The organism is Ensifer adhaerens, assembly GCF_001270265.1.
GTDB lineage: Bacteria > Pseudomonadota > Alphaproteobacteria > Rhizobiales > Rhizobiaceae > Ensifer > Ensifer adhaerens_B.
Window position 1 is genome coordinate 62,563 of record NZ_LGAP01000005.1, and the last position, 18,570, is coordinate 81,132.

Annotated in this window: 17 protein-coding genes; 2 read left to right on the top strand and 15 right to left on the bottom strand. The window is 61.7% G+C overall.

Annotated elements, in window-relative coordinates:
* Nucleotides 1-31: 31 nt before the first annotated feature.
* The 6 genes from AC244_RS11650 to AC244_RS11675 form a co-directional block, all read right to left on the bottom strand.
* The gene (locus AC244_RS11650) at nucleotides 32-1,246 is read right to left on the bottom strand and encodes an MFS transporter (protein ID WP_053248994.1); all 1,215 of its coding nucleotides are present in this window, start codon (nucleotides 1,244-1,246) and stop codon (nucleotides 32-34) included.
* Between the two features lie 86 nt (nucleotides 1,247-1,332).
* A complete protein-coding gene (locus AC244_RS11655; RefSeq protein ID WP_053248995.1) occupies nucleotides 1,333-2,775 on the bottom strand; it encodes a M81 family metallopeptidase in 1,443 nt (480 codons plus the stop codon).
* An 11-nt stretch (nucleotides 2,776-2,786) separates the two neighbouring features.
* The gene (locus AC244_RS11660) at nucleotides 2,787-4,706 is read right to left on the bottom strand and encodes a beta-N-acetylhexosaminidase (protein WP_053248996.1); all 1,920 of its coding nucleotides are present in this window, start codon (nucleotides 4,704-4,706) and stop codon (nucleotides 2,787-2,789) included.
* Between the two features lie 25 nt (nucleotides 4,707-4,731).
* Nucleotides 4,732-5,508, bottom strand: a complete 777-nt coding sequence (locus AC244_RS11665) for an SDR family oxidoreductase (protein ID WP_053248997.1) — start codon at nucleotides 5,506-5,508, stop codon at nucleotides 4,732-4,734.
* Nucleotides 5,509-5,529: 21 nt separating this feature from the next.
* Entirely contained in the window at nucleotides 5,530-6,393 is an 864-nt protein-coding gene (locus tag AC244_RS11670; RefSeq protein WP_053248998.1) for a MurR/RpiR family transcriptional regulator, read from the bottom strand.
* An 18-nt stretch (nucleotides 6,394-6,411) separates the two neighbouring features.
* A complete protein-coding gene (locus AC244_RS11675) occupies nucleotides 6,412-6,804 on the bottom strand; it encodes a RidA family protein (RefSeq protein WP_053248999.1) in 393 nt (130 codons plus the stop codon).
* Nucleotides 6,805-6,917: 113 nt separating this feature from the next.
* On the opposite strand from AC244_RS11675, the gene AC244_RS11680 reads away from it, so the two are divergent.
* Nucleotides 6,918-7,409: a hypothetical protein gene (locus tag AC244_RS11680; RefSeq protein ID WP_053249000.1), complete on the top strand. Its 492-nt coding sequence runs from the start codon at nucleotides 6,918-6,920 to the stop codon at nucleotides 7,407-7,409.
* Between the two features lie 28 nt (nucleotides 7,410-7,437).
* Nucleotides 7,438-8,913: a M81 family metallopeptidase gene (locus AC244_RS11685; RefSeq protein WP_053249001.1), complete on the top strand. Its 1,476-nt coding sequence runs from the start codon at nucleotides 7,438-7,440 to the stop codon at nucleotides 8,911-8,913.
* A gap of 215 nt (nucleotides 8,914-9,128) precedes the next feature.
* Here the strand turns inward: AC244_RS11685 and AC244_RS11690 are convergent, their stop codons facing one another.
* The 9 genes from AC244_RS11690 to AC244_RS11730 form a co-directional block, all read right to left on the bottom strand.
* On the bottom strand, nucleotides 9,129-10,262 hold the full coding sequence (locus AC244_RS11690; RefSeq protein ID WP_053249002.1) for an ABC transporter ATP-binding protein: 1,134 nt from the start codon (nucleotides 10,260-10,262) through the stop codon (nucleotides 9,129-9,131).
* A gap of 88 nt (nucleotides 10,263-10,350) precedes the next feature.
* On the bottom strand, nucleotides 10,351-11,580 hold the full coding sequence (locus AC244_RS11695; RefSeq protein WP_053249003.1) for an ABC transporter substrate-binding protein: 1,230 nt from the start codon (nucleotides 11,578-11,580) through the stop codon (nucleotides 10,351-10,353).
* Between the two features lie 35 nt (nucleotides 11,581-11,615).
* Nucleotides 11,616-12,473, bottom strand: a complete 858-nt coding sequence (locus AC244_RS11700) for a carbohydrate ABC transporter permease (RefSeq protein WP_053249004.1) — start codon at nucleotides 12,471-12,473, stop codon at nucleotides 11,616-11,618.
* Nucleotides 12,470-13,354, bottom strand: coding sequence for a carbohydrate ABC transporter permease (locus tag AC244_RS11705; protein ID WP_053249005.1), 885 nt, complete (start codon nucleotides 13,352-13,354; stop codon nucleotides 12,470-12,472). The genes AC244_RS11700 and AC244_RS11705 overlap by 4 nt, the downstream gene beginning before the upstream one ends.
* A gap of 13 nt (nucleotides 13,355-13,367) precedes the next feature.
* Nucleotides 13,368-14,525, bottom strand: a complete 1,158-nt coding sequence (locus AC244_RS11710) for a Gfo/Idh/MocA family protein (RefSeq protein WP_053249006.1) — start codon at nucleotides 14,523-14,525, stop codon at nucleotides 13,368-13,370.
* 242 nt (nucleotides 14,526-14,767) lie between these two features.
* Entirely contained in the window at nucleotides 14,768-15,580 is an 813-nt protein-coding gene (locus tag AC244_RS11715) for a pirin family protein (RefSeq protein ID WP_053249130.1), read from the bottom strand.
* 85 nt (nucleotides 15,581-15,665) lie between these two features.
* On the bottom strand, nucleotides 15,666-16,403 hold the full coding sequence (locus AC244_RS11720) for an ABC transporter permease (RefSeq protein WP_053249007.1): 738 nt from the start codon (nucleotides 16,401-16,403) through the stop codon (nucleotides 15,666-15,668).
* Nucleotides 16,403-17,341: an ABC transporter ATP-binding protein gene (locus tag AC244_RS11725; protein WP_053249008.1), complete on the bottom strand. Its 939-nt coding sequence runs from the start codon at nucleotides 17,339-17,341 to the stop codon at nucleotides 16,403-16,405. Before AC244_RS11725 ends, AC244_RS11720 begins: the two co-directional genes overlap by 1 nt.
* Nucleotides 17,338-18,504 (bottom strand): ABC transporter permease, encoded by a 1,167-nt coding sequence (locus AC244_RS11730; protein WP_053249009.1) that lies wholly within the window; start codon nucleotides 18,502-18,504, stop codon nucleotides 17,338-17,340. Before AC244_RS11730 ends, AC244_RS11725 begins: the two co-directional genes overlap by 4 nt.
* Nucleotides 18,505-18,570 lie beyond the last annotated feature (66 nt).

Below are 18,570 nucleotides of genomic sequence, written 5' to 3' on the forward strand. Positions count from 1 at the left end.
GGCGCCGATCCGGCGCCCCTTCCTCTCGCTCTCACGGTGCGGCCGCGGATTTCGGGCTGCCCCCTTCGAGGAAGAGCAGCAGCCCGAGGCCTGCTAGTCCGCCGAGACCCCCAAGAAGTGCAGTTCCGGAATAATCGCTGAGGCGTGTGCCGAGCGCAAAAAGGGCCGCACAAAGACCGCCGCTCATGAAGATGTTGACCGAGATCAGCGAGCTTCCGAGCCCCGGGCGGTCGGCGATCAGTTCCTGCAGGTAGGTAATGGGGATCGTGATGAGTGCGGCAGCGCCAAAGGCGCTGATCAGCGTCAGCGCATAGATGTGCCACGGCGCCGACGACAGCCCAAGCAGGACCATGTAGCCGATATAGATGACGGTACCGAGCGCCAGCGCCTTGGCTGGCGGCAGGTTCACCTGGATGCGCGCCCAAACGAGGATGAAGACCACCTCGAGGAACGCGACGACGCCGACGATGATGCCGATATCCGTGACGCTGCCGCCGACGGCATCGGTCACGATCAACGGCAGTACAGCCGCGTTGATATGCAATGTCGAGGTGATCATCGCCACTGCAACCACCCGGGCGAAGATGCGCGGCGCGAGGATCTCGCCGAAGGACGTCCAATAGGAAAGGCGCCTGCCCTGGCCCGGATCGACGCCACGCTCGTTCGGCATGGAGAAAAAGACCAGGAGCAGGTTGGCCGCGCATCCGAGACTGGCAAGCAGATAGGCGGGAAGCATGCTCTTGCCGCCGGCGAGCGCAAAGCCCACCAGCCCCGGCACCAACACCCAGGCAAGCGAGATCGCCGCGCGCGCACCGGTCGTCAAGGCGCCGGCATCCTGTCCACTCATGCGTCGGGCGACACTGCGCACATTGGCAAAGAGCAGCGTGTAGAGGGCGCCGTAGATCGGCAGGAACAGAAGCACGCTGACGACAAAGCTCGATTGATACGGCAGGACATAGACGATGCCGTAGCCGACCACGCCGAACAGGATCGCGGTCGACATCAGCACACGATAATTGCCTATGCGATCGGCAAGGATGCCGATTGAAACGCTGACGATGACGTTTACCGTCGCGGCTATCAGAATGAGAAGCGAATAGAGCCCGTCACTCAGGCCCAATTCGTTGATGCCGACCACGGATTGATAGGGCGACGTAGCTGCCCCGGCGAAGCCGAAAAGAAAGATCGCCAGCATGCTGACCCGGATCGAAGGGTTGCGCATGGCGCTGAAAAGCGACGAAGTCATAATGATGCACGCCCACGAAGGAAGCGATGTCAGGGGGAAGCTTGGCGCCGGCAGGTCGCACCGGCGGTTGTATTGCGGGGAACTGCTTACACCGATTCCGCCCAGCGCGCCGAGAGTTTTGCCTCAGGCGTAAAGTCGAATTCCTGGTCGAAGGGAAAGACGGGACGGAAGCGGTGCAGGCTTGCAAGATGGGCGATGTCCTGGTTGACGACACCATCGGTCAACGCCATCAGGTTGGGGTTGGCGATCGGCGCCAGCTCCGGCGAGAGATAGCCGGATTTGACCACCAGCAGCCGCACCGATTGCGGGTCGAGACCCAGCCGTCGGAAATCCTCGATGTTGTGATAGGGCCGGCGTCGCGCCGAAAGCACGATGTCGATCGCACCGACACGCACGACCGCCTGGCGCTCCTTTTCCGGACCGGGATCATCAAGCCGCACGACTTCCACCAGCATCTCGGCAACCGGGCTTGCCGGATCGAGGCTGCCGCCGATCTTCAGCATCAGATTTTCGCCCACGCCGGCAGCAAAGCAGGCGTCGACTGCGGGACGATCGGCGATACCGGCGATCAGTGCGCCGCGCCACCGCCGCGCAAGCAGGGCTTTCAGGACATCCGCTCTGTCGCCGACACCGCCGCCGGTCGGGTTGTCGCCGGAATCGGCAAGGATGATGGGGGTTGTCGTCGCCTTTTCGGCGATATCAAGCATGGCGTCGAGCGAGCCCGTCACCGGACCGAAGCGGAAGTTGCGACGCCCTGCCCAGTATGCTGCCGCGATGTCGACGGCCGCCTGCTCCGCAGCAGCCCGATCTGTCGCGGTAATCACGGCGCAGGCCGTTGCACGCGGCTCGTCCGCCCAGACGTAACCGACCATCAGGTTGGCATCGAGCACACCCGGTCGCCCGTCGATATCGGGCAGCTGCCGGTAGAGGCTTTTGGCCGGTTCGTCCTCCGTCGAGGTACATTCCCCCGGCAGCAGCACGGGAATCTTGGCCCACGCGACGCCCGGGAGCGTGCCGCTGCGCAGCGCCGAAACGAGCATCGTCCAGGCACGGATCATCGTTTCGCGCGTATCGATGTGCGGCGCCGTGCGATAGCCCGCAAAGATATCGATCTGGTCGATGATGCGCTGACTGACATTGCCGTGCAGATCATAGCTGGTGGCGATCGGGCAGTCCGGCCCGACGACGGCTCGAGCGGCAGAGATCCAATCCCCCTCCGCATCCTCCATGCCGTCGACCTTGATCGCCCCGTGCATGGCGAGATAGAGACCGTCGATTGGCATCACCTGCTGCAACCGGTCGAGAAACTCCGCCTTGAAGGCGTCATAGGTCGGCCGTGACACCGGCCCGCCGGGCACGGCGCGGGCGTGCAGGAGCGGTAGATGCTCTATGCCGTCAGCGTCGAGAAAATCGAAATACTCCGCCTGCAGCAGATCCGCGCCACGTAACACCCGAAAATCCTCAGGAACCATCAGCACCGGCGAATAGGTGCTGCACTCCGTATGGATACCGCCGACGGCAATGCGCATAAAAGCTCCTGTCACAGTTTTGGGCTCAAGGGTGCGATCGCGGCAAAGCGCTGCCAGTCCTTAGCGGATTTCGGGGTCCATGCGGCTTCGGCGATCGCACAAAGTCTCGGGAAGACAAGATGGTTGAAATAGCCATGCGACAGGAAATGCTCCGACCAGATGCAGGCCTGGACGCCCTTCATGCGGGCCTTCAGCTCTTCCGGAAACTCGCCTTCGGCCTCGTAGCCGTAGGTATGCGCCGGCGTCGCCGTCCCGGCCCAACTCGCGCCTGGCTCCTGCCAGGCGTCGGCCTGCGCCATGTCGAGGTAATAGGCCTGGCCGGGAGTCATGACGACGTCATAGCCTTCGCGCGCGAGGTCGATGCCGACCTCCGGCCGCTCCCACGCCATTAGCAAGGTGTCCTCGGTCGAGACGCCGCCGCCATGGGCGACCTCGTTCCACCCGGCAAGCTTGCGGCCGCGGGCCGTCAGCATCTGCTTGACCCTCTTCAGGAAGAAGGATTGCAGCGCGAAGGTGCCGGAAAGGCCCTCCTTTTCCATCAGCTTCTTCGCCAGTGGAGAGGCAAGCCAGGAACCGTTGGCAACCTCGTCGCCGCCGATATGGATATACTGGCTCGGGAACAGCTCGACGATTTCGTCGAACACCTTCTCGAGGAAATCATAGGTAAAGGCGATCGCCGGGTTGAGTGCATTGTTCGGGTAGCCCTGAACCGAATGATAGCTCTCCGGCGCCTCCTGACCATCCGTCAGATCAGGCAGGGCAACGAGCGTGGCCGCGCTGTGGCCGGGAATGTCGATCTCGGGCACGATCTCGACGTTAAGAGCGGAGGCCTGCGCGACCAGAGCTTTCACATCGGCATGGCTGTAGAACCCACCGGTCGGTTCTGCGCCATTGCCGAGTTGCGGCAACAGAGGTTCATCGGGACCGCGCATGACACCGAGCGTCGTCAAAGCAGGAAACGCCTTGATCTCAAGCCGCCAGGCCTCGTCGTCGGTCAGATGCCAATGGAAGATGTTCAGCTTGAACCAGGCAAGAATATCGATGAGGCGGGAAATGTCCGACGTCGGATAAAATTGCCGCGACACGTCGAGATGGCAGCCGCGCCAGCCATAGCGCGGCGCATCGGAAATCGTGCCCTGCGCGGGAAAGCGGAACAGGTCTGGATGCGTGCGCGCGCCGTTCATGAGCTGCGCCAAGGTCGTCAGCGCGTATTGCCGGCCGGCTGCACCGCCATAGGCCAGGCGGATCTCCTTGGTCGAGAACGCAAGTTCGTAGGCTTCGGGGGCGAGTGCTGCATTCTTCGTGAAAGCAATTGGCCTACCCTGCCCGGAGCCGACAAGGCTAAAGGGCGCGTGACCCGCTGAGAACAGGCGGTGAAAGAGCGCAAGTACGCTGCCGACGGCGGCCACATCGTCGGACGCCGCACCCGATGTTGGATAAAGCACAACAGGAAAGCTGTCGCCGGCCCACGCGTCGACATGCGCTGGCCACGGCTGCATTGAAAACGGCAGATCGAGCCTGCCTTGCGGCAAACGGGCCGGCGGCGGTTCGCTGGCCGCATTCTCCAGCAGCAGATCGGAGACGGCGACTGGCACATGCTCGCCGTTGGAAAGTGTGAGGTAGGCCGACTTCGCACCATCAGTGCAGTGCCTTGCCTGCCGATGCAGGCCACTCACCGTGAACGTCCAGCATTCGCCGGGGCCAAGCGTCAGCCCGGCGGGTGGCGCGAATTCGTGAAAGTTGGCGTTGCGGCGCAGGAAAGTGGCGTTATCGCAGGCCTCCGGCACGATGACACGCGTCAGCGAGGTATAGACCAGCCGAAAGCCCGTGAGCGACGCTTGCGAAAAATTGAAGAGCGTGAAGGTGAACCGGCCAAATGCACCGCCATCCGGCTGCCAGGACGCTTCGAGACGATAGGAAACGGGCGTCATGATCTTCCTCCCAGAAGTCTTTCGGTCAGTAGTGGCTTGATTGCGAGAACGTTCGCGCCAGTTCGGCCTGGCCGGCGGTCAGCCCGCAGTCGACTGGTAGGCACACGCCGGAAATCGCCGCCGCCATCGGACCTGCGAGGAAGTGTACGGCGTTGGCGACATCCTCGGGATTGACGATGCGCTGCAGCGGATACCAGCGACGCGCTTCCTCGAAGACCTGCGGATTGGCGGCGGCACGCGCTTCCCACGCCTGCGTGCGAACCGTCCCTGGTGCAACGGCGTTGGATCGAATGCCGAACTTGCCGTATTCGACGGCGATGAGGCGCGTCAGGTGCAGGAGACCGGCCTTGGCGACGCTGTAGGCAGGATGGCCGAAGACATTCATGCCGTTGACGGAAGCGATATTGATCACCGAACCGCGGCTTTCCTTCAGCATGTCTTCGACTGCGCGGAAGCACAGGAAGGCCGCTTCGAGGTTCAACGCATTGTCCATCCGCCAGATATCCGGCGTCGTGTCGTGCAGGCTGACAGCGCGGGCAGCGCCGGCATTGTTGACGAGCGTGCGCACGGTACCCTGCGTGCCCGCCGCCGCGGCCAGTTTGCCGACGCTGTCAGCGTCCGTCACATCACACGCGATCGGCACAAAACGCTCGCCATCCCCGAGATCCTTCGCCGCTTTCTCTGCGGCCGCGTTATCGATGTCGGCAAGCAGGACGACATCATGATCCTCGCCAAGCCGCCTGGCGATTGCGCGACCGATATCGCCGGCTGCACCGGTGACAATGGCGACAGACTGCGTCATGCGGGAACCTTTCGCGGCACGTCAGTCTCCCAGCAGCTGGCGGTCGTCACCGTCGCGGTGGGTCACCAGCTGTTGCTTGATGCGCCGAAGTGTGACGGTTGCCTGCGGCTGGACCCGGTAGGCAACGAGACTTGAGAGGATATCGAGCAGCGCCAGATAGGCGATGCGGGTGGAAGTGGGGCGATAGATGTTGTTGCCCTCAGGCAGATCGACAGGAACCGTGATCGTCGCGGCAGCCGCGACCGGGCTGTTGCTCTGGGTGAGCGCAATCGTCGGCACCTTGAGTTCGCGCGCTAGGGTGAAAGCACGCACCAACTCGGCGTTGCGGCCCGAGAAGGATGAGCCAATCAGCACATCCGTCGGGCGGGCGGCCGCGGCCATCATCAGCTGCATGCTGTGGTCGGAACTGGCGGTAACCCGCAGGCCATAACGAAAGAGCCGGTTCTGCAGCTCGCTGGCAATCATCGAAGAATTGCCGCCCGAGCCGAAGGCATAGATCATTTCTGCGGCCGCGATGCGCTCCACCGCCTGTTCGATTGACGCCAGATCAAGCGAACGGTGCAGCAGGAACAGCGCATTCTGCGCCTTGGTGATGATGTCCTGGGCGACATCGCCGGTTTCCCGGCTCTTCGGCTCCGGCTTCAGGTAGCGCATGCCGATATAGGCGGTGCGCGCCAACTGCACCTTGAAGTCGGAGAAGCTGTCGCAGCCGAGCCGGCGGCAGAAGCGCGTGACCGTCGGCGGAGAGACATCGGCCTTGCCGGCCAGCTCGATGATCGACGCATTCACCGCGAACTCGAAGTCGTTCAGAAGAATATCGGCTATGCGGTTCTCGGATTGCGAGAGCCGGCCTTTTTCTTCCTGAAGTGTCGCGAAAATATCCATCGGCTGATGTCCCCGGGTCTATCGGCCTTCCTTCGGTTTGTAGGCGACGCAGTCGATCTCGACCTTGCAATCTACCATCATCGCCGACTGGACGCAGGCCCGGGCCGGTGGATGCACACCGAAATACTCCTGATAGATCTTGTTGAATGTCCAGAAGTCACGCGGATCATCGAGCCAAACCCCGCAACGCACCACGTGCTCGGTACCGTATCCGGCCTCTTCCAGAATGGCCAGAAGATTGGCGATCGCCTTGTGCGTCTGAGGGATGATGCCGCCCTCGATGATCTCGCCCTTTTCCATGGCGACCTGGCCGGAAACATGCAGCCAACCGTCCGCCTCCACCGCGCGTGCAAAGGGTAATGGCTTACCGCCCGCACCGACTTGCTCGGTGCCATACCGTTTGATGGTCATGTGTGCCTTCGTGCAAATTATTTTCTTTGATCGTTGACAAGTGACCATAGAAAGCTGAATTTGACCAGAGAAAAACACCATTCATGAAAAGAATTTCAATCTAGGGCGAAAACATGCGGGATCCCTTCCTCAATCCGTTCCCCTCTTCCGACACCGCGCGCCATGCCATCTGGGAGATGCTGGTTCCGCGCGATATTGACGCTTTTCTTTCTGCCGACTGGTCGATGGTCGCCGGTGATTTTGTCGAAGACGGCTTCATCGGCATCGACGGACGTCGCGAGACCAATTCCGACAATTGGCGCCTTACCTTCCCGTCGCTTTCGGCCTATCGCGACGAGTGGCTGCGCCAGGCGAAAGACTTCGCCGGCCTTTCCTTCGCCGAGGACGCCCGCGCGGCAATCTTCACCACGACGACGCTTGAGGACATCGAGGTCAACGGCGACTTCGCGCTCGCGCGCAAGAAGTTCGATGGCGGCTTGAAGAAGTCGGACGGCAGCTTCGACGTGATGAAATGGCAGACCGTATATTACTGCCGACTGCACGAGGGGCGCTGGAAGATTTCCGGCTTCACCGGCTACCTGCCGAACCCGATGGGACCGGCTTAAAAAGCGCGCACGAGAAAAGGCGACGGCATTGCGGATCTTCACAGCAGCGCTCGCGACGGAAACCAATACCTTCTCACCCGTCTGCATAGATCGTCGCGCCTTCGAGGCGTCGCTCTATGCGCCGCCGGGCGAGCATCCGGAGACGCCGACGCTCTGCACGGCGCCGATCACGGTCGGCCGCCGCGTTGCCGCTGAGAAAGGCTGGACGCTGATCGAAGGCACCGCCACCTGGGCGGATCCGGCCGGCCTCGTCAACCGCCAGACCTATGAGAGCCTGCGCGACGAAATCCTCGATCAACTGCGCGCCGCACTCCCTGTCGATGCCGTCGTTATGGGTCTGCACGGCGCCATGGTTGCTGCGGGTTACGAGGATACCGAAGGCGATCTTTTGACCTGCATTCGCGAGATCGTCGGCCCCGATGTTCTCGTCTGCGCCGAGCTGGACCCGCACAGCCACCTGACCCAAAAGCGCGTTTCGGCGGCGGACTTCTTCGTTTTCTTCAAGGAGTTTCCGCACACCGACTTCGTTGATCGGGCCGAGGATCTCTGGCGGATCGCCATCGATACGCTGGAAGGCCGCGTGATGCCGGTGATGTCCGTATTCGACTGCCGCATGATCGACGTCTATCCGACATCGCGCGAACCGATGCGTTCCTTCGTCGACAAGCTGATGCGCATCGAGGCAGAAGATCCGGAAGTCCTGTCGCTGTCGGTGGTGCACGGATTCATGGCCGGCGACGTCCCGGAGATGGGAACGAAGGTGCTTGCCGTGACAAACGGCAAACCGGAGAAGGGCGAGGCCCTGGCACGGGACCTCGGGCTGGAGCTCTTTTCGAAACGCGGAACCTTCATCATGCCGCAGATCGACGAAAAACAGGCCGTCGCCGATGCGCTAGCCGCGACCGAGGGCCCGATCGTCATCGCCGACGTCTGGGATAATCCGGGCGGTGGAACCGCGGGCGATGCGACAGTATTGCTCGAAGAATTACTGGCACAAGGCGCTACCAATGCCGCCGTCGGAACGATCTGGGATCCGATGGCCGTGCAGATCTGCATGGCCGCCGGCGAAGGGGCGGAAATTCCGTTGCGTTTTGGCGCCAAGTCGGCGCCGGGGACTGGCAACCCGGTCGACGGCATCGTCAAGGTGATCAAGCTGGTGCGCGATGCGCAGATGCAGTTCGGCGAGAGCTTCGCACCTTTTGGCGACTCTGCCCTCATTTCCTATCGCGGCATCGACATCATCCTGAATTCGACACGGGCGCAAAGCTTCGATCCCAGCCTCTTCTCGGTGATGGGCGTCGATCCGCAGGCAAAGAGCATCCTGGTTATCAAGTCGACCAATCACTTCTACGCATCCTTCTCCAAGATCGCCGCGCAGATCCTCTATTGCTCGGCCGGAACGCCCTATCCGAACAATCCCGCCAAGACCGCCTATCTCCGCGCATCCGGGAATATCTGGCCGAAGATTGCCGATCCGCATGGCCTTGGAAAGGGAGCGGCCTGAACCGAGCCAGAGCGTTTCATGTACACACGGAATCGTGGAAACGCTCTATCCCTCTGTTTTTACGCAATTGCGAGCTCTAGGTTTGCGCAGCCAGCCCGACTGAGGCGGCCAGCCAGCACAGACGTGCCTTTTGATCTGGCCTGCTCTACTGCCAGTGACAAAAACGGCCGCCGTCCTGATCATGGACGGCGGCCGATTGCATTGGCGAGGCTATCTCAGGCCGCAGCCGGGTCGAGCAAGCCCATGTCGATATCGGTGAGTTCGACACGCCGCTCGAGCGCCATGCCTGCCTCATCGAACAGGTGGCAATCGGCGGCACGAATGCCCGTCAGCACCTGTTCTTCCGGGCGGATTGCGACGGTGCCCGGCAGCATCGCGCAATAGTTTTCCCCTTCGCCATTGAGGGCCGCATAGGCGACGGTGTGGGCGCCGAGGCGCTCGATCACCGTCGGCGTAACGGTCAGCGACAGGTCGCCGGCGCCGAGCAGAATGTGCTCGGGCCGCACGCCCAGCGTCAATGTCCGCCCGACCAGACCGTCATGCGGCCCGACCGGGACGACAGCAGTCTGCCCCTTGTAGTCGACCTCCACCCCGGCATCGCTGACACCTTTGCAGGTGACCGGCAGGAAGTTCATCTTCGGATTGCCGATAAAGCCGGCAACGAAGATATTGGCAGGCTTGTGATAGAGTTCGAGCGGTGCGCCTGTCTGGGCGATTTCACCGGCATTAAGGACGACGATCCGGTCCGCCATCGTCATCGCTTCGACCTGGTCGTGCGTGACGTAGATCATCGTGGCCTGCAATTGCCGGTGCAGCTTCGCCAGTTCAATGCGCATGTCGGCGCGCAGCGCCGCATCGAGATTCGACAGTGGCTCGTCGAAGAGAAAGATCTTCGGTTCGCGCACGATCGCCCGGCCGATCGCCACCCGTTGGCGCTGGCCGCCGGACAGCATTCCCGGCTTTTGCTGCAGCCGTTGGTCGAGATGGAGGATGCGGGCTGCATGTTCCACCTTGGCCTTCAGTTTCTCTTCCGGCATCTTTTCCACGCGAAGTGGAAAGGCAATGTTCTCGAAGACGGTCATGTGCGGGTAGAGCGCATAGGACTGGAAGACCATGGCGATTCCGCGCTTCACGGGCGGCAGGTCGTTGACGCGTTTGCCTTCGATCAGGATGTCCCCCGAGCTGGTCTCGTCGAGACCGGCTATCATCCTGAGCAATGTCGACTTGCCGCAACCGGAGGGTCCGACGAAAACGACGAACTCACCGTTTTTCACCTCGAGCTCGATGCCTTTCAGCACCTCGAACGTCCCGTAGAATTTCTGAACCCTATTGAGATTGAGCTGTCCCAAGAAACTGTCTCCGGCCACCGGCGTGAAGCGGCCCGTTCGTAGCGGATTGGTTTGGGCCGCGAACCCAAGGATCCGCGGCCCGATGATCTTACTTGTACTCTTCGAGGTCGGAAGCCGCCTTCTTCAGGGCGTCGGCGGGTTCGGCCTTGCCGGTCACCACGGCCTGGACCATCTCGATGATGACGTTCTGGAAGCCCTTGTAGTCGGTGAAGAGCGGCTCCGGACCACCGAAGGAGATGCCGTCGATGAACGGCTTCCAATAGGGATCCTTCTTGACGAACTCGTCGACCATCGGCGATGGGCGCAGCGGCGTCAGGCCGGCGCCGCCCTGCAGCTCATATTCGCCCTGCGGACCCGGGGAGGTGATGAACTTGGCGAATTCTGTCGCCTTCTCCTCGACACCCGAACCCTTGAAGATCGCCAGGCTGTCGGTAATGAGCAGCGTTCCCTCGCCCTTGGCCGAGGGGCCGAGCGGCAGTGGCGCAACACCCCAGTTGACCTTGGTTTCCTTCAGGCGAACGGCGGCGCCCGACCCGCCTTGGATCATGCCGACCTTGCCATCAAGGAAGATGGCGCGGACCTCGTTCTGTTCGTAGGCGGTCGCTCCTTCAACGGAATAGGGCGTGATGTCCTTGTAGGCCTGGAGCGCAGCAAGAACTTCCGGGCTGTCGATGACGATCTTGTCGCCGTCGATCACCTTGCCGTTGTTGGTGTACACCCAGTGCATGAACTGGTGCATCGTGTTGTCGAAGGTCTTGGCCGGAAGGCCGTAACCGGCGATGCCCGTCTTTTCCTTGATCGCCTTGGCAAACTCGATCTCTTCGGCCCAGGTCTTCGGTGGCGTCTCCGGATCAAGGCCGGCCTGCTTGAACAGGTCCTTGTTCCAATAGAGCGCCTTGGTTGAGAAGGCCACCGGAACGCCCCACTGGTTGCCGTCGAAGGTCACCGTGTCGACGATGTTGGGGTAGTAGGTCTTCTTTTCCTCGTCCGTCATCGGCACGGGAACGATAAGGTCGTTCTGGGCGAACTCCTTCAGCGTGCGCGAGCCGACATAGGCCATGGCGACCGGCGTCCCGGCAGCGGCTAGCGTCGTCGCCTTGTCCTGGCACTGAGCCCAGCCGACAACTTCCGGCGTGACTTTCCAGCCTGGATTCTTTTCCTCCCACTGCTTGATGTATTTCGCGTGAACCGCATCCATGGTGTCGCCGCAGTAGATCCAGCTGATCTCCTGGTCGGCCGCCTGGGCGGTGACGGCGCCAAGCGCGGTCGAACCGAGCAGGGCCAGGGCGAGTACCCCTGTCTTGAATTGAATTGACACGTTGCAAGCTCCCGTTCTCTGGTGGTTGGTTGGTCTTATTGTTTCACCGCGCCTGCGGTCAGCCCGCTGACGAGATACCGTTGTAGGAGGAAGATCACGACGACTGCCGGCGCGATGCCGACGAAGCTCGCCGCCATGAGCTCGTTCCAGATCACCTCCTGGCGACCGAAATAGGCGAAGAGCCCAACCGGTAGCGGCATGTATTCGGTCTTGGAATTGAAAGTCAGAGCGTAGATGAATTGCTGGGCATAGGCGCCGATGAAGGTAGTGATCGCCACCACCGTGATGCCCGGCATGGCGATCGGCAGGATCACCCGGCGCAACGTATAAAAATGGCTCGCGCCGTCGACAAAAGCGGCCTCGTCCAGCTCGCGCGGGATGCGCATCATATAGGTGCGCAACAGCCAGATCGCCGACGGGATAAGGAAAGCGACGCCGGGCATAATCATGGCAAGATAGGTGTTGAGCACGCCGAAGCTGCGCATCAGCCGGAACAGCGGGATGAGCAGCACGGCGCCGGAGAACATGTTGACCGCGAGGAACGCACCGAGCAGCGCGCCGCTACCGCGGAAATTGAACCGGGCAAAGGCATAGGCGGCCGGAATGACCAGTATCAGCACGATGGCCGTCACGATGGTGGAGATGAAGAAGGAGTTGAAGATGTATCGGGCAAAGCCGGGCACGCTCTCCCACATGGTGACGTAGGCCGCGAAGGAACCGTTTTCCGGCCAAAACTTGTAGGGCGACGAAAAAAGCAGACCCAACGGCTTCAGCGAGACCAGGAAGCCTTCGACGAACGGCGCCAGAATGAAACCCAGAAACACAAGAATACCGGCATAGATGGCGACGAGTTCATACCAGCGATAGCGGTTGATCATGGCAGGCTGGCTCATTTCTGTTCCCCCGCGGCGAGGCGACTGGTGACCCGGAAATAGGCGAAGCAGAAGATCGACAGGAAGATGCAGATCAGCACGGCACGCGCAGCACCCTCCCCGTATTTCTTCGACCCGATGGCGGTCCGGTAGGTATCGATGATCATCGTGGTGGTCTCCCCGTTCGGGCCGCCCTGGGTGAGGATCCAGATGATGTCGAAAGAATTGAAGGTGGCGATCAGCGACAGCATCGACATCGTGATCAGCGAAGGCACCAGAAGCGGCAGCGTGATGCGGCGGAAGCGATAGAAGCGCCCTGCCCCGTCCGTCCAGGCCGCCTCATAGAGGTCCTGCGGGATCGCCTGCATCGCAGCCAGCATATAGAGCGTGACCAGCGGCACGCCGATCCACACGTCGGTGATGATCGTCGCCCAGAAGGCCGTCTCGCCGCGTGCAAGGAAAGCGATCGGTCCGTCGATGAGCCCCCAGTTCTGCAGCACGCCGGAAATCATGCCGAACTGGCCGTTGTACATCCAGCCCCACATGAAGATGCCGATGGCCATCGGCACGATCCACGGCGGCATGGTGAGCAGGCGGAAGACCGCACGGCCGGGCACGGCCGCATTCAGCATCGTCGCGCCGAAGACACCGATGATCATTTTGATCGAGACCGAGAAGAAGGTCCAGATGAAGGTGCGGAAGATGACCTCGGCGAAGGTTTCGTTGAAAATCTTGTCGTAGTTGGCCCAGCCGACCCAATTCGTCGTCTTTTTCAGCGACGCGTCGGTGAACGACAGGATGAAGGTGTCGACAAGGGGATAGGCGACGATGACCGTGACGTAGAGCACGGCGGGCAAGAGCAGGATCCAGGCGAAGATGACCGTGCTGCGTTGAACACTCATCCCGCTACTCCCCTCAAGCCGCGCGCGAATGCAAGGCTTCGTCGAAACGATCCCAGATCGGCCGCAGATCGATCACGCTTCGCTTGCGCCGTGCCTCGTCCATCGACAATGCGAGGATACCCGCTTCGAGCGCATCGATGGTCGAGACCGGCAGCGGTCTTCCGTCGCGCACATGGCCGATGATATCGCTCGCCATCTGCTCGTCGGCGCCGTAGTGCTGCGACAGTTCGGTGGCCGCGTATTTGTTCTCGATGACCTTCTTGCCGGTCAGCATCTCGTGCACGTCGAAGTAACCGCGGATGAAATCGCCCTCGGCCATGCCGCGCGATCCCATGATGCAGAAGCGGCGGAATTGGTCCGGCACATTGAGATTGGTGTGGAAGTTCATCCCGACACCGTTGGCGTATTCGACGATCGCAACCTGATAGTCGATGATGTCGCCGTCGCTGTCGAACACCTTGTCGGACCCCATCCAGCCGCTCGGCTTGCGATGGAAGAGTTCGAGGTCGTTGATGCCCTCGCGTGCGGGATCGTTGGCCGGGATGAAGCTCTTGCGGCCGCCGAAACTGGCGACGCGTTCCGGCCTCGCACCGATAACGCCGTTGTAGAGATCGAGGTCGTGGCAGCATTTCTCCAGCATGAAACTGCCGGAATAGCGCTCATAGCGACGCCAGTCGCGCATGAAGAAGGCGCCGTGGTAGGGCTCGATATGTTCGGACGCCTCGATCGAGACGACCTGGCCGAGTTTGCCTTCCGCAAGGGCCGCGCGCAGGTCGCGGTACATCGGCGCGTAGCGCAGCACGAGGCCGACCATCAGCCGTTCATGGCCGAATTTCGCCATCAAGTGCGAAAGCTCCAGGCTCTCCTGGACCGTCGTCACGATCGGCTTTTCGCTGAACACCTTGAGACCGGCTTCAAGCCCGATCCGGATATGATCGAGGTGCATGTGGTTCGGCGAACCGATCATCAAGAGGTCGAGCTTCTCGTTGGCGATCAGTTCTTCCGGCGTCGCATAGGCCGTGCCGGCGGAGATGCCTTTTTCCGTCAGGCCCGGCAGTCCAGCCGGATTCGGATCGACGTATCCGGCGATCTCGAAGTTCTCATCCATGGCTTTGAAAACGTAGCCCAGATATCCCAGGCGGAATCCGAGTCCGATTATCCCGACTTTCATGCTCGCACTGTTCCCTTGCCTTATGGCGTAATTTATTTTCGCAGACTGGTGCAGTTTTTTCAGGCCGTCAACCCAAATCCGCGTATTTTGTAAAATTGTGAAATTCATTTTCATAACGCGAAGCAAATGCCGCTAAAGCAGGCATTTCGCGGACAACCAACGAGGGTGCGATCGCCGCAACTCTCCGAGAGGAAGAAAGCGGTCCAGACCACTGCACGTTGCGTGGATGGTTTCTGATCAGTTCAGGCTTTTCTGAACAGGCGGTTGCGCCAGTGCAGCAACCGCAGCAACGGCCGGGCCAGATAGGGTGGCGGTATCTTGGGATGGTCGCCAACCGTCCCCTGCCGCGCGACAGGCGCATTTGGATCAATCAGGAACGCAACGATCAGCGAACTGCGAGTGGCCAAAAGGTCCAAAGGCTCGTCCGAGAGAAACAGCCCCTGATCGCCTTCGCCAAATCCGACACCCCCGACCTGCACCGAGCCGGAAAAGAGATAGAAGTAGAGGTGTCGCCCCTCCGCCCAGGGAAATTTAGCTTTTGCCTCTGCCTCGAGCCTGAGGTCGAATATGTCGACGGCGCTGCGCACGAAAAACGGCGCCATGCCACCTTCCGCCCCAACAAGATGCCTCCATTGATTGCCGGGTACGGCTGCAATGGGGCCGTGCTGGATGTTGGGCGGGAGATCGAGACTATGGGGGCGCACGAGAATTTGGAGCATTCGGAGCGGCGGATCGCTCGGCAATGTCTCCTCCGAGTGCCAGAAGCTTTGTCCAGCGTTCATCACCATGAGGTGCGCGTTGTCGGTGATCAGCCGGCCGGTAACACGGTCATCGTGACGCATGACCCCATCTGGCACCCATGACAGGATTTCATCGTTGCGGTGCTCGTGCATGGCGATAAGCCTGCCTGGCTCCAGCATCGACTCGACGACCATCGCCAGCGGGCCATAACCATGATCGCGTGGTCTGGGCAACAGCCATCCGGGCATATTGAGCCTGGTCTTGAACCCGCCCATATCCCTGACAACAGGACTTTTGGCGCCTCGGTACAGCACGCACCATTCTAGCACGTAGCACCGTATTTTGGTGCAGCGCGTTGTCAGCGACTTTTGTCGTCTTGCCGGGGTTGCAGCGTATGCCCTATCGCCCCATCCGGGAACCGAGGCTTCGTTCGGCCGCCTGCAGGGCATCGTGGATCAGCACTGCGAGCACCGCAACGATGAGGCCGCCCTGGACGACGAAGGCAAGGTTGTTCGACTGGAGGCCGGCGATGATCACTTCACCGAGCGTTCTTGCCGCCACCGTCGAGCCGATCGTCGCGGTTGCCAGGCTGATGACGACTGAGAGCCGGATGCCGGCGAGGATCACCGGCATCGCCAGAGGCAGTTCGATTTTCAAGAGCCGCTGGCGACCGGTCATGCCGGTGCCCCGCGCCGCCTCCATTATCGATTGCGGCAGGGTGGTCAGCCCGGTCAGAGCGTTCTCGAAGATCGGCAGGAGGCCATAGAGGAAGAGCGCGATGAGCGTCGGCTTTTCGCCGAAGCCGAAGATCGGCACGGCGAGCGCCAGCACGGCGACCGGCGGAAACGTCTGGCCGATATTCACAAGGCTGCGCGAGAGCGGCAGGAATTCTGCACCCGATGTCCGCGTCACCAGGATCGCCAAAGCCAGTGCGACCACGGTTGCGCCAGCCGTTGCAATCGCGACAGTGCGCAGATGCAGCAGCGTCAGTTGCAGCAGGCTGCCCTGATTATAGATTGCCGGCGCGTTCTCCTGCACCAGCGGCCGCAGCAGCGGCTCGAACCATTGCGGCTGAACCAGGAAAGCGATCAGAACTGTAAGAGCGAGCAGCCGAAACAGGTTGGGAAGACGCAGCATCACGATCGTCCCGCCGCACGCTGCGCCAGACCATCAAGGCTGACCTTGCCAAGGAGAACACCATCGGGACCGACGACGGGAAGAGCCTTGCGGCCGGACCAGAGCAGCGTCGACAGGGCCTCGCGCTGGCTGGCGGCGCTCGAAATCGCCTCTCCTTCTGCCGTACCGGGTTCGACAGCACTCGCGACGGCTTCGATCGCCAGCAGCCGAAACGGGCGTTCGCCGGCCCCTATCAGGCTCTCGACGAAACCGGTCGCCGGTTTTACGAGCATCTCGGCCGGCGTTGCGTATTGCACCACTTCGCCCTTGTCCATCACCGCGATCCGGTCGGCCAGATGGAAGGCTTCCTCCATGTCGTGCGTGACAAGGACGATTGTCGTTTCGAAATGCTTCTGGATCGCCAGCAGATCGTCCTGAGCCTTGGCGCGAATGATCGGATCGAGTGCACCGAACGGCTCATCCATCAGCAGCACCTTCGGCTCTGCCGCAAGCGCGCGGGCAACGCCGACGCGCTGCTGCTGGCCGCCGGAGAGTTCGTGCGGATAGCGCGGGCCGAACGCAGCCGGATCGAGCTGAAACAGCGTCAGCAGCTCGGCGACCTTCGCGTCGATGCGGGCGCGGTCCCAGCCGAGCAGCGTCGGCACGGTGGCGATGTTCTGCGCGACGGTTCGATGCGGAAACAGCCCGTGACCCTGGATCGCATAGCCGATCCGCCGGCGCAGCTCGTAGCCCGGCAGCGACCGGTTGTCCTCGCCGTCGAGCCTGATCTTGCCCGATGTCGGTTCGACCAGGCGATTGATCATCCGCAGCAGCGTCGTCTTGCCGGAGCCGGACGTGCCGACGATGACGGTGACCGTGCGTGGTGCGATCGTCAGGCTGACATCCCTGACGACGGTGGTTTCGCCGTAGCGCTTGGTGATGCCTTCAATCTCGATCATGCGCTTTGCACCTGGTTGCGGTTTGGTGTGGCCATCTCGATCAAGGCATCGAGGACAATTGCGGCCGTGAACGCCAGGACGACGGTCGGAACCGCCCCGAGCAGCACCAGATCCATCGCCGTCTGCCCGACCCCCTGGAAAACGAAGACGCCGAAGCCGCCGCCACCGATCAGCGCAGCGATCGTCGCTAGTCCAATGTTCTGAACGAGGACGATGCGAATGCCGGTGAGAATGACCGGGAAGGCCAGCGGAAATTCGATGCCGGCGAGGCGCTGGAAATCCGTCATGCCGATGCCGCGTGCCGCATCGTTGGCCTCTCTCGGCACACCGGCAAGCCCAACCACGGTATTGGCGACAACAGGCAGAAGCGAATAGAGGAAAAGGGCGACGAAGGCCGGCGCTGCGCCGATCCCGCGGATGCCGATGGCGGCGGCGCCGGGAACATGAATTGCGATCCAGCCAAGCGGCGCGATCAAAATGCCGAAAAGCGCGATCGACGGGATCGTCTGGATCGCATTCAAGACGCCGAGCAAGCCGTCGCGCAGGCGCGTCACGCGATGGCAGAGAACGCCGACCGGAATGCCAATGATGGTTGCGGCCGCAAGCGACCCCAAGGCGAGCATCACATGCTTGCCGGCCTCGGCCCAGAACGTGTCGGCGCGGCCGGCGTATTCCTTGAGGAGCGACAGGCCGTCCCAGGTGCCTGACATCAGGACAGCGGCGATAAAACCAAGCACGCCGCAAAGAAACAGGACCCGCACCAAGGGCGACGGCCGCAGCCGGGTCAAGGCGTCGGCGGCCAGCAGACCGAGCGCAAACAGCAGAACCCAGAACCCGGAAGCCGGAGAAACACGAGCATAGCTGTTTTCGGGTGGTGTCAGGTGGCCGGCGGCAGCACCGATGCCCAGCGCCAGGGCGGCAAGCGTCGAGAAGGCGATGGCAAGGCGCAGCGAGCTTGGCGTTTTCAGAACGGCGACAATTGCTGCAGCAATGACGAAGAGAAGGATGATGGCGGCCCACACCGGCGGCAGGGCTTCGCTGATCGACCTCGCCTCACCTGCGACGATGCGATTGGCGCGAAAGGTCGCGAAAGGCGCCAGGAATGCGCCGTAGGCGGCAAGTGCGGCAATGATCACGCCAAGCTTGTCCACGCGGAGCTGCATCAGATCCCTTTTTCTCGCCCGGCTTCCGCTCGACGGACCCTGGTTGTTCTATGCTCAGAAAAGAAA